Raw genomic sequence first — 13,311 nt, forward strand, 5'->3', positions numbered from 1 at the left:
CCCCCACCCGAGGCCTTGACCGGGCCACGCTGCCCGAACCTTGCCCACAGGGGCGTACGGCGAAACGAACTCGCAGGTCAAAGGGGGACCACGGCCGCGAGGACCGGCGCAGTTCGGCCATCACGGCCGACTGCCGTCACCGCCGGCCGGCCATCAGTCGGACGCGTGCGGGACGCGGCCGGTCAGAGGGCGAACCAGCAGCGGACGGCCGTGCCGTCCGGCCCGGTGTGCGTCCGCACCAGGTCGGCGACGAGGTTGACCATGAGCAGGCCCCGGCCGCCCTGACGGTCCCGGGAGGGCGGCCGGCGGCCGGCCAGCAGGTCGGTGAGGCGCCCCTGGTCGCGGACCTCGCACACCACGTGCCCGTCCTCGGCCCACACCCGCAGCAGGCCCGAACCGCCGCCGTGCACCACGCTGTTGGTGGTCAGTTCGGCGACGGCCAGCGCCAGGTCGTCGAGCCGGGGCCGTACGAGCCCGAACCGCTCGGCCGCGTCGGACGCGAAGTGCCGGATCTCGCCGAGCACGTCGGCGACGAAGGCGTGCGCGGCCACGTCCGGGGCCGGGGGCAGCGGGGCGTTGTAGCGGGCGTGCACGCCCTCGAAGTCGTAATGTCCGCTCGTCTCCTGCCGCCCTGAGCCGGCGTCGACGACCACGGGGTGGGTGGCGTACGCGTCGGCGACGGCCTGCGGGTCGAGGCGGCGGGTGTCGTAGGGGCACAGGATGGTGACCGTGCGGCCCCGGAAGGCGGCGTTGATCAGCGCCTCGTGCTGGACGCACGCGGGGTACTCGGCGGCCGAGCGGCCGGCCCAGACCGGTTCGCCGACGATCCGCACCCGGGTGCCGGCCGGCTGGGCGTCGGCGAAGGCGCGCAGCACTCCCGGGATGATCCGGCCGGGGTTGCGCCCGGCCTCCCGCATGTCGAGGAACCGTACGGCCTTCTCGGCGCCGACCTCCGCCTTCAGCAGCCGCAGGTTCTCGGTGGGCACGGCCACGGCCACCGGTTCCCCGGCGGTGAGCGCCTCGTTGACGAACGGCACCACCGCGGCCAGGTACTCCTGTTCGTCGCGGTAGAAGAGCGCGGGATGCACGAACGGATCCGCGGCTTCCGTCACGGCGTTCACAGCGGGGTCACCGCGGCCCCGCACACCGCGGGTCGGCGCCGCCGTGGCGCCCGGTACCGGATCCTCACACCGACTCCCCATTGCTGACTCGACCCTGTCCCTTCCGATACGTCTCCCCTCCCGAAACGTCTCCTGTCAAGACCTGCACGAGACCGCGTTTACCCGCGGAGTGCGCCCGTCACGCCCCGGCCGTCCGGGTGTACTCCCCGAAGGGCCGGGCAGGCGCATCCCAGCACCGACGGATGCCGCTCCACCACACCCCGGGCCGGGGCCGGATCCGGCGGGGATCGGTGACTCAACGTCGTGACGACTGTGGGGAGCAGCGAGGCGGACATGAGCTCAGCGACACACTCTTCGCTCGCAGGGCGGCTCGACACCCTGACCATCGACAGCGACGTGGAGAGGGGCAGGGCCGTGCTCGCCGCCCGCGGCGATCTGGTCCACGGCTGTGCGGAGATCCTGGCCAGGACCCTGGCCCGGCTGCCGGAGGGCACCGGTCGGGTGCACCTGGACATGGCCGGTGTCGGCTTCATGGACACGACGGGGCTGCAGTTCCTGGAAGTACTCGACACCTACGCCCGCGGCCGTCGCGTACAGGTGTCGGCGACCGGCTGGGGCGAGCAGCCGCGCCGGGTCCTCGCGACCGCCGGTCTGGATCCCGACGACCCGTTGCACGGCCCCGGGACGCGCCGGGAGGCCGTGCCGTCCCTGCTGGTCCTGGAGCGCACCCAGCAGCTGGACCGGCTGCGCACGGAGGTCGAGCAGCTGCGGCAGGCGATCCTGACCCGCCCGGTCATCGACCAGGCGCGCGGGGTCCTGATGGCCGCCCACGCCTGCTCCTCGGACCAGGCGTGGGACGTCCTGCGGGAGGCCTCCCAGCTGTCCAACACCAAGCTGCGCGAGGTCGCCGCGGTGGTCGCGGCCGGCGCCGGGAGCGAGGGTCCGGCCCCGTCGCCCGAGCTGCGCCGGGCGCTGCGGACGGCGATCGACCGCTGTCTGAACTGACCGGCGTCAGTACGGCAGCAGTCGTCCCGAGGGGGTCCTGCGGTCGATCTCGGGCTGCCGGGTGTCACGGGAGGACGAGGGCCGACGGGTGACGCGAACGCGGATCTGGCGGTTCATGGCGCCCTCCTCGGGCCTTGGCTGCTGTTCCCGACACGGACCAGCCTCGTCCCCGAGTCCCGCCCGCACATCGTGCCCACGAAGGCACCTGCCCTGCCTCCCCCGGACGACCGCACCGCCTCCCGCTACTCCCGGGGGAGGACAACTACCCCCGAGAACGCCCGATCAAGCCTTGTCCGAGAGGACGCGAGGGAACACCCGCCGGCGCGCGAGGCGCACACTGGAGGAGCGCGGCAGCCGGAACCGGGGCCTCCGCGCTCCCGTGGGGCCGACCCGGAGCATCCGGCCGGGCCTGCGCCCGCGGCACCCGTCGGCGCCGGAACCGCGGCGGTCGCGGGGCCCAGCGGCCCGCCGCGCCCGGAGGCCGCGGACGACACGCACGCCAGGAGGGTCCATGCGCACAGGCACAGCCCCGGACGCGCCCGCACCCCGGGGCGCACGGCAGTTCGGCGGCTCACGACGGCTCGGTGACGCGCGGTGGCTCGGCGGCTTGCGGTGGCTCGGCGACTCACGACGGCTCGGCGGGTCGCGGTGGCTCGGCGGCTTGCGACGGCTTGGCGGGTCGCGGTGGCTCGCGGCCGTGCGGCCGCTTCTGCGCCCCCTCCTGCGCCCCCGCCGGCGCCCCGGCCCCACCCCCACCCCCGCCTGCCCGTCGCGGGCTCACCAGTTGCGGGCGCTCGTCGCGGTGCTGGACGAGGCGGTGGCCGCGCAGAGGCCGGCCGACGAGGCGGTGGCCGCGTGCGGCGAACCCGGCCCGCCGGCCCGCGGGGCGGCCCGGGACTGCGGGCTCCAGAGCATCACCCTGCACCGGCTGCGCGCCCGGCTCCAGGACCTGTGGACCACGGACCCGGACCTGGTGGCGGCACAGGCACGCGCGGCCCGGCTGCTCGCCTACGACCTGTGGATGCTGCGCGCCTCGATGAACCTGGCCTGCACCACCCACCCCGTCGACCGCACCGAGGCGGCCCGGCTGCGCCTCAACGGCCTGGGCCGCCCCGCGGACGACCTGCGCCGACTGCGCGACACCCTGCGCGCGGAGCTCTCCGGGGCGTAGCGCTCCGGAGCGAGGCCGCCGTCCCGCTCCCGTCTGTCCCGCTCCCGTCTGTCCTCTCCCGTCTGTCCTCTCCCGTCTGTCCCTTTCGGCAACACCCGGTCAAAAGTTCCCAATGAACGCTTGTGGGCCAGTCCGGCGGCGCCGATCATTGGCCGAATTCCGCCTGTCCCCGCTCATCCGCAGGAGCCCCCGGTGACCGCTGGCCCCCTCGTCTCAGAGCCGGCCGACGCGCCGCCGGCAGCCCGGTCGGAGCGCCAGAAGCTGCGCAAGCACTTTGGCCGCTTCGACATCCTGTTCTTCCTGCTGTGCACGATCGTCGGCGTGGACACCATCGGCACGGTGGCCTCCTCCGGCGCGGAGGCGTTCACCTGGCTCATCGTGCTGGCCGTCGTGTTCTTCGTCCCCTCGGCCCTGCTGACCGCCGAGCTCGGCGCCGCGTTCCCCGACGAGGGCGGCCCCTACATATGGACCAGCCGCGCCTTCGGCCGCCTGGCCGGCGCGGTCAACAACTTCCTGTACTGGATCACCAATCCGGTCTGGCTCGGCGGCACCCTCTCCGTCTCCGCCGTCACCGCCTTCACGACCTTCTTCCACGACGGCAAGGACCTGAGCACCCCCGCCTTCTACGTCTTCACCCTCGCCTTCGTCTGGATCGGGGTCCTCGCCGCGATCCTCTCCTTCGACGTCGGCAAGTGGATCCCGACCATCGGCGCGTGGAGCCGCTTCCTCCTCCTCGGCCTGTTCACCGTCACCGTCGTGGTCTACGCCGCCCGGCACGGCCTGCACGGTTTCGGCCTCGGTGACTTCTCCCCCACCTACGCGGGCTTCGTGGGCCTCGTGCCCGTCCTGATGTTCAACTACGTCGGCTTCGAACTGCCCAGCACGGCGGGCGACGAGATGACCGACGCCCAGAAGGACGTGCCGTACGCCGTCTTCCGCAGCGCCGCCCTCGCCGTACTCCTCTACGCCCTGCCGATCCTCGGCATCCTGCTCGTCCTGCCCGTGCAGGCCGTCACCGGCCTCGGCGGCTTCCTCGACGCGATCCGCCAGGTCTTCACGGTCTACGGCGGCCATGTGGCCGGCGACGGCACCGCCACCCTCAGCGGCGCCGGGAGCGCGCTCGGGGACCTGGCCGCGATCCTGTTCATCCTCACCGTGCTGTCCTCGGGCGTGACCTGGGTGATGGGCTCCGACCGGGCCCTCGCCGTCTCCGGGTACGACGGGGCGGCTCCCCGCTTCCTCGGCGTCATCTCCAGCCGCTTCGGCACCCCGGTCCGCGTCAACGTCCTCAGCGGCCTGGTCTCCACCGCCGTGCTGGTCCTGGCCCACGAACTCACCGACGGCAGCGCGGCGAAGCTCTTCGGCGCGGTTCTGGGCCTCGCCGTCTCGACCACCCTGGTCAGCTATCTGGGCATCTTCCCGGCGCTCGCGGTCCTGCGCCGCAAGGCCCCGGACGTGCCCCGCCCGTACAGGGCACCCGCGCCCCTCGCCATCAGCGTGGTCCTCACCGCGCTCGTCCTCTTCGCGAGCGTGCAGCTGGTCGCCCCGGGCCTGGGCGACCACTGGTTCGGCCAGGACTACGCGCCGGACGGCTGGCATCACGACGAACGGGTGAAGTACCTCCTGACCGAGGCACTCCCCCTGCTCGGCTTCATGCTCCTCGGCGTCCTGTTCTGGGCCCTGGGCACGCCGACCCGCAGGGCGGCGGCCGACACGGCGGAGTGAACCGGCGGGTCCGCTACGACCAGGATCCGGGATCCAGCCGCTGGGCCAGTTCGTGCGCGGTGGCACTGGTGAGGTCTCCGTCGAAGGGCCCGGCGATCTGGAGACGGCCGCCGGTGATCGAGGTGGTCACGTAGGGGGTGCCCCAGAGCTTGCCGTCGATGACGACGGCCACCTCGTTGCGCGGCAGCGGTTTCGATGCCAGGGAGCCGGTGAGGGCGGCGAACCGCTCCCGGTCGGTGGAGCCGAGGCTCACCTCGACGTGCCAGGTGCCGTTGCTCATCGCGGCCTTGGCGGAGGTGACCCGCACGTCGGTCATGCCCGCGGCCCGGTCGGCCCGGACGCAGTACTGCGGGTGGCTCGCGCTCGCGGGCACGGAGTAGCCACCGCTGCCGGGAGCGCACGCCTCCTCGTCGGACGACGTGACCGGCAGGAGGGAGATCAGCGCCGCTTTCCCGGTGCCGTCGCCCGTCCCGGGCTGGACCACGTGCGCGCGCGGGGTCGCCCCGTCCGCGACGGCCGCCCAGGTGGTGGCGACCGCGACGGCGGCGACGACGCCGACCCCGGCCCGGGTCAGCCGCTGCCGCCGCCGGGCGATCCGCAGCGCTCCGTCGGCCAGACCCGCCAGCTGGGCACCGGCGTCTGCGCCGCTGTCCCGGACATGGGCGTGCAGGGCCTCGTGCAGCGGGTGTTCGGTCGAGTCGGTCATGCGACGGCGCCCCTTCCGGAGGCAGTGGAGGAGGCGGTGGAGGAGGCGGTGGGCGGCCCCGCCTCGGCCAAGGTCGTGCGGAGGGAGGCGAGGGCCTTGTGGGTCTGGCTGCGGACCGTTCCCTGGGCGACGCCGAGGATCGCCGCGATCTCCGCGTCCGGCCGGTCCTCGAAGTAGCGCAGCACGATCACCGCGCGCTGGCGCTTGGGCAGCCGCCGCAGCGCGGCCATGATGTCCTGCCGCTGCACGACGGTGTCGGCCCAGTCGGCGGCCTGCGCGGACGGCTGGTCGGGCAGGGTGTCGGTGACCGTCTCCCGTCCCCAGCTCAGCAGCCGGAAGCGGTCCACCTGGGCGTGGTAGAGGGCCCGGCGGACATAGATCTCCGGTTGCTCGCGGTCACGCAGCCTCGACCAGCGCCGGGCGGTGGCGGCAAGCGCGGTCTGGAGCAGGTCCCGGCCCTGCTCCCAGTCCCCGGTCAGCAGGTAGGCCGTGTGCAGCAGCGATCTCGACCGCGCCGCCACGAACTCGCGGAACTGGCGTTCCTCGTCGGCGTTCAATGCGCCCTCCCTCGTTCCCCTGTAAAGACGGGTGCGGAAGGAGGTTCGACTGCCCCGCGGGCCGAACTTTCCCGACCACGACGCGGGAGCCCTCTCGCGTGCGCAGAGGTGTCGTCAGGGCCGATTCGGGAACGCGAAGTAGTGCCTTCCCCCGGTACTCCGAGCCGTGAAGGGACCCAGGGATGATCCAGAGTGCGGATATCCGTGAGTGGCGCACTCACGACGTCGTCGACGCGGGCGGTCACAAGATCGGCACGTTGGAGTCCGTCTATGTGCGCACCAGCACCGACGAGCCCGCCATGGGCACGGTCCAGGTCGGGCTGCCCACCCGCCGCCAGCTGGTCTTCGTCCCGTTGGACGGCGCGGTCGTGGGGCCGGGCTACGTCAAGGTGAACTACGACCGGTCGCTGGTGAAGAAGGGCCCGTCGATCGGCACGGACGACGTACTGCCCGCCGAGGACGAGGCGGCGATCTTCGCGCACTACGGCCTGCCCTACCAACCCGGTGCGAACGGTGAGCGTCAGCTCGCCCGCCGCTGACCCGTCCCGCCGAGGAGGTGCTTCACGTCATGACACTCTTCCTGCTCCTCGTCCTCGCGGCGATCGTGCTCGGCATCATCGGCGTCGCCGTCAAGGGGCTGTTCTACCTGCTGATCATCGGCGTCGTGGTGTTCGTCGCGGCCCTGGTGTTCCTGGGCATGCAACTGGGCCGCCACCGCCGCCCCCTGCGCTGAGCATGCCGACGCCCTGGCCTCCCTGGCCGGCGGTCAGCCGTCGGCCGCCGCCTTCTTGATCGCTTCGCGGATCCGGGAGTACGTACCGCAACGGCAGACGTTCTCGATGGCGTCGATGTCGGCGTCCGTCGGGTGGGGCGTCCTCTTCAGCAGGGCCGCCGCCGCCATGATCTGGCCCGGCTGGCAGAAGCCGCACTGCGCGACATCACGTTCGAGCCATGCCTGCTGCACGGGGTGCAGCCTGTCGCCGTCGGCCAGGCCCTCGATCGTGGTGAGTTCGCGGTCCGCACAGTCCGCGACCCGCACGACACACGGCTGGATCTCCTCGCCGTCGAGATGACTCGTACAGGCACGGCAGACGCCCACTCCGCAGCCGTACTTGGGTCCCGTGACGTTCAGCATGTCCCGCAGGACCCACAGCACCGGCATGTCGGACGGGGCCTCGACGGTGACCGGCTTCCCGTTGAGGACGAAGGAGTAGGACGGCATCGGCACCTTCTCGGAGATCGGGTCAGAAGTTGAGCGGGAAGCGGCGGGGCCTTGAACCGGTCGCCCGGGCATAGGCGTTGGCGACGGCACCGGCCGCCGCGGGGACGCCGAGTTCGCCCGCCCCGCCCGGTTCCCGCCGGGAGGGCATGATGTGCGCCTCGAAGCGCAACGGGGCGTGCCGCTGGCGGGCGTAGTGGAAGTCGGCGTAGCTGCTCTCGCGGACGGCACCCCGGTCGATGTGCAGACCGGCCCGCAGGACGGTGGAGATGCCGTCGATCGCGGTGCCCATGAGCTGGGCCTCGAGGCCGCGCGGGTTGACGGCCGTTCCGACGTCGGCCGCCATCACGACCTTGGTCACCCGAGGGTCCTTCGGGTCGGTGGCGTCGATCTCGACCAGGCAGGCCACGCAGGAGCCGTACTCCTCGTGGACGGCGACACCCTGTGCCTGACCCGCCGGCAGGGTCCGCCCCCAGTCACCGGCGTCCGCGACCTTGTCGAGCACGGCCTTGACGGCCTTGTTCCGGAGAGTGGCGCGCCGGAAGGCGACCGGGTCCTTTCCCAGGCTTCGCGCGACTTCGTCGACGACGATCTCCTCCGCGGTCCGCATCGTCCCCGAGTCCACGGACCGCCAGGCGCCGAGGGGCATCGCCAGTTCGACGGATCCCGTGTTCCCGGACACGCGGCCGAAGTTGTACAGGCCGCTGTCGCTGGGCAGCGGGCCGGAACCAGCTGCCGCAGCCGGCCTCACCCCGTTGCCGGCGCGCCCCTGAGCGGACAGGCCCTGTCCTTCGTACGACTCGCTCACCGAGGCCATCGCGTGGGTGAACGCCACCACCCTGCCCCCCTTGTGGCTGGCCCGGATCCGGTGGTGGCTGGCAGGGCGCATCCGCCCGTGCCGGATGTCGTCGGCGCGGCTCCACATCAGCTTGACCGGCCGACGGGCCGCCTTCGAGATGAGGGCCGCCTCGATCGCGGCGTCGTGGTTCAGTCGCCGGCCGAAGGAACCGCCGCCTCGTACGACGTGAACCTGCACCTTCGAAGCGGGCAGTCCGACCGCCGAGGCGATGCTCTCCCGTGCGTCCATCGGTGTCTGGGAGGAGAACCAGATCTCGGCGTGGCCCGCACGAACGTCCGCCACCGCTGTCAGCACCTCCATGGGGGCGTGACTGACGAAGGCGAACTCGAACTCGCCCTCCGTCTGCGCCGATCCCTGCGGCGGAGTGCCGAGCCGGGGGACGGCGGCCCGCAGCCGCGAGCGGATCGCGGCATCGGAGAGCGACGCGAGCGGACCCGGCGCCCAGGTGATCCGCAGGGCGTCCCGCGCCTGGAAAGCGTGGTGGAAGGACTCCGCCACCACGGCGACGACACCGGCGACCTGGACGACGGCGTGTACGCCCGGCATCGCGCGGGCGGCCCGGGAGTCGACCGAGACGAGCTTCCCGCCGAGTGTCGGCGACCGGGCCACGACGGTGGGCTTCGCTCCGGCCACCGCCAGGTCCCCGGCGTACTCGGCCTTGCCGGTGACGATGTCGCGGGCGTCGATCCGGGTCGTCGGTCGCCCGATCACCCGGTGCCGGGACGCGGGCTTGGGTTTGGCGGACACGGCCGGCCGGGTGATCCGGGCGGCGCTCGCGGTCAGTGAGCCGAAGGTGGCCGAACGGCCGTCCGGTGCGATCACCCTCGTGTTCCGGGTGTACAGGAACCGCGCGGGAAGGCGCCAGCGCCTGGCCGCCGCGGTCACCAGCTTGGCGCGCGCCAGGGCGGCCAGTTCACGGGCCGGACCGTACAGCGAACTCACCGAGCTGGAACCGCCCGTGAACTGGTTGCCCTTGGCGCGGGCGCCGGCGAGCGGGATGTCGACATCGTCGAGCCGCGCGTCCAGCTCCTCGGCGATCATCATGGCGACCGCGGTGGTGACGCCCTGACCGACCTCGACCCGCGGCAGCCGTACGACGACCTTGTTGGCCTCGGTGACTTCGAGGACCAGCATCTCCTCGTCGGCCCCGGTCACCAGGACGTCGGAGGGCCGGCGCGGCGCGGCCGCACCGGGCTCGGCGCCTTCCGCCGGCGCCGCGTCGCAGCCGAGCGGCGCGGCGACGGTCAGGGTGGACGCCGCGAGCGAGTAGACCACGAACTTCCTGCGGGACCACTGACGGGCCAACGAACGCTCCTCTCCGAGTACCCCGGCGGTTCGACTGGTAGGAGGGGTCAGCGCTCTTCGGGGTTGTCTGAGTGAGGGAGCCGGTGCGCACCGGGAACGTCGGAGAGATACATGGCAAACACAACTTGTTCGGCGCGGCCGCCGGTGCATCCAGCCGGTCCGGTGGGGCAGAAGCATTCGCACAGGCCCCTGAACCGGGGACGGAGTCAGACAGCCGAGGAGACGGTGACCGACATCGAGCAAGCGGAGGGCCCGGAGCGGCTGTCCGTCGAGCAGCGCTCCGTGGACGGCGTCCATGTCGTCACGGTGCGCGGCGAGATCGACCACGCGACCAACGGCGCCCTCCACGAAGCCCTGTTTCCTGAAGACGGTGCGTTGGCGCCCGCACGGGTCGTGGTGGACCTCAGTGACGTGACGTTCATGGACTCCAGCGGGATCAACGCCCTTCTCGCCGCCCATCAGCGGGCGAGCGACGCCCAGGGCTGGCTGCGCATCGCCGGAGCCCAACGGACCGTCGCACGTCTGCTGAACATCACCGGCATCGGCCAGGTGATCTCCTGCCACCCCAGCGTGGAGCAGGCTCTGCACACCTGACTGTCGCCGTCTGTGCGCCGTTGCCTTCGTACCGGTTCCCCCTGGCCGGGGGATCGAGCGGGTCCGCACCCCGCGGGCCGTACCAGTCCAGGCACAGGACGGTGGCGTCGTCCTTCGGGGGCAAGCCGTGGTAGGCGTCGGCGACCGCGCCGACCAGCGTGCGCACGACCTCCCGCGGATGCTCGGCGGCGGTGGCACGGAGAAGGCCGGGCAGGTCCACTGCCGAGGCTTCACGTTCCTGCATGCCGTCGGTGTACAGGACCAGACGGTCACCGGGACGCAGGTCGAGGTTCTGGACCCGGTAGGGGCCCTGCCCGACGACGCCGAAGGGCAGGTTCACGGCCAGCTGCACTTCCTCGACCGTGTTCCTGCGCAGCAGCAACGGCCAGGGGTGACCGGCGTTGACGAGCTGCGCGCCGGTTCCGTCCAGGGCGATGCGCAGCAGTTGGCCGGTGGCGAAGGTGCGCCGGCCGTGTTCGAGAAGGGCCTGGTGGGTCTGGCGGGCCTGCTCGGCGAGGTCGACGCCGGCGCGGCGGGCGCCGCGGGAGGCGTTGACCAGGAGAGTGGCCATGAGTGAGGCGTTCACGTCGTGGCCCATGGCGTCGGTGACGGACAGGTGCAGCACCTCTTGGTCGAGGCTGTAGTCGTACGTGTCGCCGGCGATGTCGGAGGCGGGGATCAGCGCGCCCGCGAGAGTGAACTCGGGAGCTTCGCAGGAGGGGGCCGAGGGCAGGAGCTGGCGTTGGACCTCGGCGGCCAGGCTGACCGCGGTGGTGCGGTTGCCCCAGTGGTAGAGGTCGGTGAAGCGGCGGTCGGTGACGATGATGTACGCCAGCGCGTGCGCGACTTCCTGAACCTGCTCCAGCACGTCATCGGTGACATGGTCCAGGAAGAGTTCCAGGACACCGATGGTGTCACCGCGGTTGGTGACCGGGGCGAGCACCCGCTGCCCCTGGTCCTCCCCCTGCGGCGTCTGGGCCACCTTCTGGGTGCGCAGGACCTCGTCGTAGACGCCGCTTCCGGCCAGGGGCACGCGCTCGGCACGGCCCTCCTGCTGCTTGGCCGCCGTGTCGTGGACCCGCAGCAGGCGCCGTCCGACGACGTCGACGAAGAGGAAGGACACGTATCGCGCATCGAACCGGTCGCGCAGATTGCGCGCCACGACGTCGAGCGAGTCCACCGGTGCGGCATCCTCCGCAGCAGCCAGCACATCCGCCAGACCCATCCGATCACGCAGCACATCAGCCTCCTCGGTTACGAGCTCTTCTTCCCGGCGACACGGGAAGCATTGCCCCTGTGACGACTCCCCCAGCACGTGCCCCTAGGGGCAGCAAGCGCTGACCGACGACGGCTGGGCGGACCCTCTCCCCGCCGAGGAGACGGTCTGGATGCGCCCCGCAGGCATCGATCAGCCGGCAACCGCAAGGAAGTCGGACGCCGATCCCACCTCCACCTCGACGTTCCGGTAGATCGCCGAGACGAGGTCCTTGGAATGAGCCTCGTCCTGGTTTCCTCGGCCGCTTTTGACAGGCCAGCCCCTCTGCCGCCTTCCACCAAAGGGCCATACATAAAAGATCTTGTATCTTGGTATACTCCAGTTGATATACCCAGGAGGTACCCATGAGCCGTACCGTGATCGACCTCGATGACGAGGCCTTGGAAGAAGCGGCCAAGGAACTCGGCACCACCACCAAGCGCGAGACCATCAACACCGCGCTGCGGGAAGTCACGGCCCGTTACAGGCGTCTGCGCGCGCTCGACGAAGCCCGCGAGCTGGTGACCGACGGAGCGCTGGACATGGACCTTCTCCTGGACAAGAGCAGGTACCGGCCCGCGAGCACAGCCGACGCCGCCTCCGACGCCGGAGCGCATGAGTGACCGTCGCCGATTACCTCATCGACACCTCCGCGCTCGCCCGCGTCCTGCTCCGCCAGAACACGGCCGACTGGGATGACAGGATCGGCGCCGGCCTCGTCGCGATCTGCGACATCACCGAACTCGAGGTCCTGTACTCATCCCGTTCGGCCGCAGACCGTACGCGTGTGAAGGCGGCGCTCGACGCCCACTACGTCTGGTGCCCGATGCCGGAGGGCGTCTACCGCCGCTCCCGCGTCGTCCAGGAACAGCTGACCGCCAAGGGCGAGCACCGCAGCGCGGGCCCCGTCGACCTCCTGGTGGCTGCCGCCGCCGAGGAAGCGGGGCTCACACTGCTCCACTGCGACCACGACTTCGACACCATCGCCCGCACTACGGGACAGCCGGTCCGCATGATCGACCTCAGACAGTAGAGCCTCCCCAGCCACATGGCACTGGGCCCGCACCGTGCACGCTGTGTTGAGGTGGCCTCGAAGGCACGGCGCATTCACGCCGGTCAGCGCCATGCCTACCGCCGCCCGCCGTCGAACTCGCGAGCAGCGGATGCGGTCCGATGAGCCCGAGTTGACGATCCGACACCTCAGAGGAGACGTTTCCGCAGGTCAAAGACCTGCACAGGTGGGGCGGGTGGGACTCGAACCCACGGCCGACGGATTATGAGTCCGCTGCTCTAACCGGCTGAGCTACCGCCCCATAGCGGCGTGTCGCGTACATGCGTGCGCGCCGTCTGCCGCAGCATAGCCGCTCATACGATCTCCTGCTTCGCAGGGGCGACTTCGCATGCCCAAGAGGACTCCGCTGTGACCTGGGCAGTTCCCTCGGACATGAAAAAGGACCCCATCGGGGCCCTTCCTCTTCCTGCTCTCCCGACTGGACTCGAACCAGTAACCTGCCGGTTAACAGCCGGCTGCTCTGCCAATTGAGCTACGGAAGATCGAAGCTCCCCCGACTGGACTCGAACCAGTAACCTGCCGGTTAACAGCCGGCTGCTCTGCCAATTGAGCTACGGAGGATCGCCTCGTTGCATCGAACGTACCTCCCTGGGTATTCGCCAGGGGGCGGGCGCTCGCTGCGACACATACATTAGCGCAAGCAGGGGGGTGCTCCGCCAATCGGTTCCTCCGGCGCCGACACCGACGCCGGTACCGACACCGACGTCGCACCGGATACCTAC

The 13,311-nt window shown here is 71.4% G+C and carries 14 protein-coding genes and 3 tRNA genes; 8 read left to right on the top strand and 9 right to left on the bottom strand.

What is annotated here, in order from left to right; genetic code table 11:
- Nucleotides 1–182: 182 nt before the first annotated feature.
- Nucleotides 183–1,112 carry an anti-sigma factor RsbA family regulatory protein gene (locus tag M2163_RS18630; RefSeq protein WP_280897280.1) on the bottom strand — a complete coding sequence of 310 codons (930 nt, stop codon included), beginning with the start codon at nt 1,110–1,112 and terminating at the stop codon, nt 183–185.
- A gap of 342 nt (nt 1,113–1,454) precedes the next feature.
- Between M2163_RS18630 and M2163_RS18635 the strand changes: the two genes are divergently transcribed.
- From M2163_RS18635 to M2163_RS18645, 3 genes are all read left to right on the top strand, one after another.
- Entirely contained in the window at nt 1,455–2,126 is a 672-nt protein-coding gene (locus M2163_RS18635; protein ID WP_280894502.1) for an ANTAR domain-containing protein, read from the top strand.
- 511 nt (nt 2,127–2,637) lie between these two features.
- Nucleotides 2,638–3,297 carry a hypothetical protein gene (locus M2163_RS18640; RefSeq protein WP_280894503.1) on the top strand — a complete coding sequence of 220 codons (660 nt, stop codon included), beginning with the start codon at nt 2,638–2,640 and terminating at the stop codon, nt 3,295–3,297.
- Between the two features lie 192 nt (nt 3,298–3,489).
- Nucleotides 3,490–5,022, top strand: coding sequence for an APC family permease (locus tag M2163_RS18645; protein WP_280851662.1), 1,533 nt, complete (start codon nt 3,490–3,492; stop codon nt 5,020–5,022).
- Between the two features lie 13 nt (nt 5,023–5,035).
- On the opposite strand, the gene M2163_RS18650 is transcribed toward M2163_RS18645, so the two are convergent.
- Both M2163_RS18650 and M2163_RS18655 read right to left on the bottom strand, forming a co-directional pair.
- A complete protein-coding gene (locus M2163_RS18650) occupies nt 5,036–5,728 on the bottom strand; it encodes a hypothetical protein (RefSeq protein WP_280894504.1) in 693 nt (230 codons plus the stop codon).
- Complete coding sequence (locus tag M2163_RS18655) at nt 5,725–6,285, bottom strand: SigE family RNA polymerase sigma factor (protein ID WP_280894505.1); 561 nt, start codon at nt 6,283–6,285, stop codon at nt 5,725–5,727. The genes M2163_RS18650 and M2163_RS18655 overlap by 4 nt, the downstream gene beginning before the upstream one ends.
- A 182-nt stretch (nt 6,286–6,467) precedes the next feature.
- Here M2163_RS18655 and M2163_RS18660 point away from each other — a divergent pair, with 182 nt between their 5' ends.
- On the top strand, nt 6,468–6,824 hold the full coding sequence (locus tag M2163_RS18660; RefSeq protein WP_280894506.1) for a PRC-barrel domain-containing protein: 357 nt from the start codon (nt 6,468–6,470) through the stop codon (nt 6,822–6,824).
- Between the two features lie 29 nt (nt 6,825–6,853).
- Nucleotides 6,854–7,018 carry a hypothetical protein gene (locus tag M2163_RS18665; protein WP_185806548.1) on the top strand — a complete coding sequence of 55 codons (165 nt, stop codon included), beginning with the start codon at nt 6,854–6,856 and terminating at the stop codon, nt 7,016–7,018.
- Between the two features lie 33 nt (nt 7,019–7,051).
- Here M2163_RS18665 and M2163_RS18670 read toward each other — a convergent pair whose 3' ends face one another.
- A complete protein-coding gene (locus tag M2163_RS18670) occupies nt 7,052–7,507 on the bottom strand; it encodes a (2Fe-2S)-binding protein (protein WP_280851658.1) in 456 nt (151 codons plus the stop codon).
- A 22-nt stretch (nt 7,508–7,529) separates the two neighbouring features.
- Nucleotides 7,530–9,638 (bottom strand): molybdopterin cofactor-binding domain-containing protein, encoded by a 2,109-nt coding sequence (locus M2163_RS18675; protein ID WP_280897281.1) that lies wholly within the window; start codon nt 9,636–9,638, stop codon nt 7,530–7,532.
- A 255-nt stretch (nt 9,639–9,893) separates the two neighbouring features.
- On the opposite strand from M2163_RS18675, the gene M2163_RS18680 reads away from it, so the two are divergent.
- Nucleotides 9,894–10,262, top strand: coding sequence for an STAS domain-containing protein (locus M2163_RS18680; RefSeq protein WP_280894507.1), 369 nt, complete (start codon nt 9,894–9,896; stop codon nt 10,260–10,262).
- On the opposite strand, the gene M2163_RS18685 is transcribed toward M2163_RS18680, so the two are convergent.
- Nucleotides 10,201–11,502, bottom strand: a complete 1,302-nt coding sequence (locus M2163_RS18685; RefSeq protein WP_280894508.1) for a PP2C family protein-serine/threonine phosphatase — start codon at nt 11,500–11,502, stop codon at nt 10,201–10,203. The two genes, M2163_RS18680 and M2163_RS18685, sit on opposite strands and share 62 nt — an antisense overlap.
- 380 nt (nt 11,503–11,882) lie before the next feature.
- On the opposite strand from M2163_RS18685, the gene M2163_RS18690 reads away from it, so the two are divergent.
- Nucleotides 11,883–12,140 (top strand): type II toxin-antitoxin system VapB family antitoxin, encoded by a 258-nt coding sequence (locus tag M2163_RS18690; protein ID WP_280894509.1) that lies wholly within the window; start codon nt 11,883–11,885, stop codon nt 12,138–12,140.
- Nucleotides 12,137–12,550, top strand: a complete 414-nt coding sequence (locus tag M2163_RS18695; protein ID WP_280894510.1) for a PIN domain nuclease — start codon at nt 12,137–12,139, stop codon at nt 12,548–12,550. Before M2163_RS18690 ends, M2163_RS18695 begins: the two co-directional genes overlap by 4 nt.
- Before the next feature lie 206 nt (nt 12,551–12,756).
- On the opposite strand, the gene M2163_RS18700 is transcribed toward M2163_RS18695, so the two are convergent.
- The 3 genes from M2163_RS18700 to M2163_RS18710 form a co-directional block, all read right to left on the bottom strand.
- Nucleotides 12,757–12,830 (bottom strand) — tRNA-Ile (locus tag M2163_RS18700).
- A gap of 168 nt (nt 12,831–12,998) precedes the next feature.
- Nucleotides 12,999–13,071 (bottom strand) — tRNA-Asn (locus M2163_RS18705).
- Nucleotides 13,072–13,077: 6 nt separating this feature from the next.
- Nucleotides 13,078–13,150: transfer RNA gene (locus M2163_RS18710), tRNA-Asn, on the bottom strand.
- Nucleotides 13,151–13,311 lie beyond the last annotated feature (161 nt).

The sequence above is a fragment of the Streptomyces sp. SAI-135 genome (genome assembly GCF_029893805.1).
Lineage (GTDB): Bacteria > Actinomycetota > Actinomycetes > Streptomycetales > Streptomycetaceae > Streptomyces.